Annotated in this window: 1 protein-coding gene; it reads right to left on the bottom strand. The window is 68.3% G+C overall.

What is annotated here, in order from left to right:
* Positions 1 to 54: 54 nt before the first annotated feature.
* Positions 55 to 471, bottom strand: a complete 417-nt coding sequence (locus AB1460_RS38240; protein ID WP_368967498.1) for an IS5 family transposase — start codon at positions 469 to 471, stop codon at positions 55 to 57.
* Between the last annotated feature and the right edge of the window lie 75 nt (positions 472 to 546).

Raw genomic sequence — 546 nt, 5'->3', positions numbered from 1 at the left:
GTACCGCGCGGCGCCGTCCCTGTTCGGCTTCTTCTCCGTCCTCGGGCACCTCGGTCACAGGGTCGTTTTGTCCGGTTTCTGGAGCCCCTTTTCCTCCTCCAGGGCCTTCGCCATGTCCTCCAGGAGGTCCGTGTCGACGGCCATGCCCGCCGCGTGGTGATGCGCGCGGGCGACGGTGGAGTCCACACTGGCCAGGCTGAGGTCGACGGCGCCGCGCGCCGCCGCCTCGGTGATCATCGCGTCCATGAGGGTCTGGAAGATCCCGTCCCGCGCCCACGTGCGGAACCGGTCGTAGATCGTCGACCAGGAGCCGTAGCGTTCGGGCACGTCCCGCCAGGGGCTGCCGGTCCGGAACCTCCACATCACCGCGTTGAAGTAGCTGCGCAGGTCAGGGATCGGCCCGGAGGCCCCCAGCGGGAGGTGCGGTTCGATCAGTTCCCACTCGCCGTCGGTCAGGTCGCCACGGGTCATACAACCGTGCTACCAGCTGGAGCACCCGAACACGAAAGACGACCATCCCGCCTGTGATCCGGACCCGGAACAGGC

The organism is Parafrankia sp. FMc2, assembly GCF_041008525.1.
GTDB lineage: Bacteria > Actinomycetota > Actinomycetes > Frankiales > Frankiaceae > Parafrankia.
Note: the sequence above shows the minus strand (reverse complement) of the source record. Positions and strands in the feature narration are given on the sequence as shown.

Excerpts from the sequence above, each read along its gene's own strand:
- AB1460_RS38240 (WP_368967498.1), bottom strand. The coding sequence starts at position 471 with ATGACCCGTGGCGACCTGACCGACGGCGAGTGGGAACTGATCGAACCG.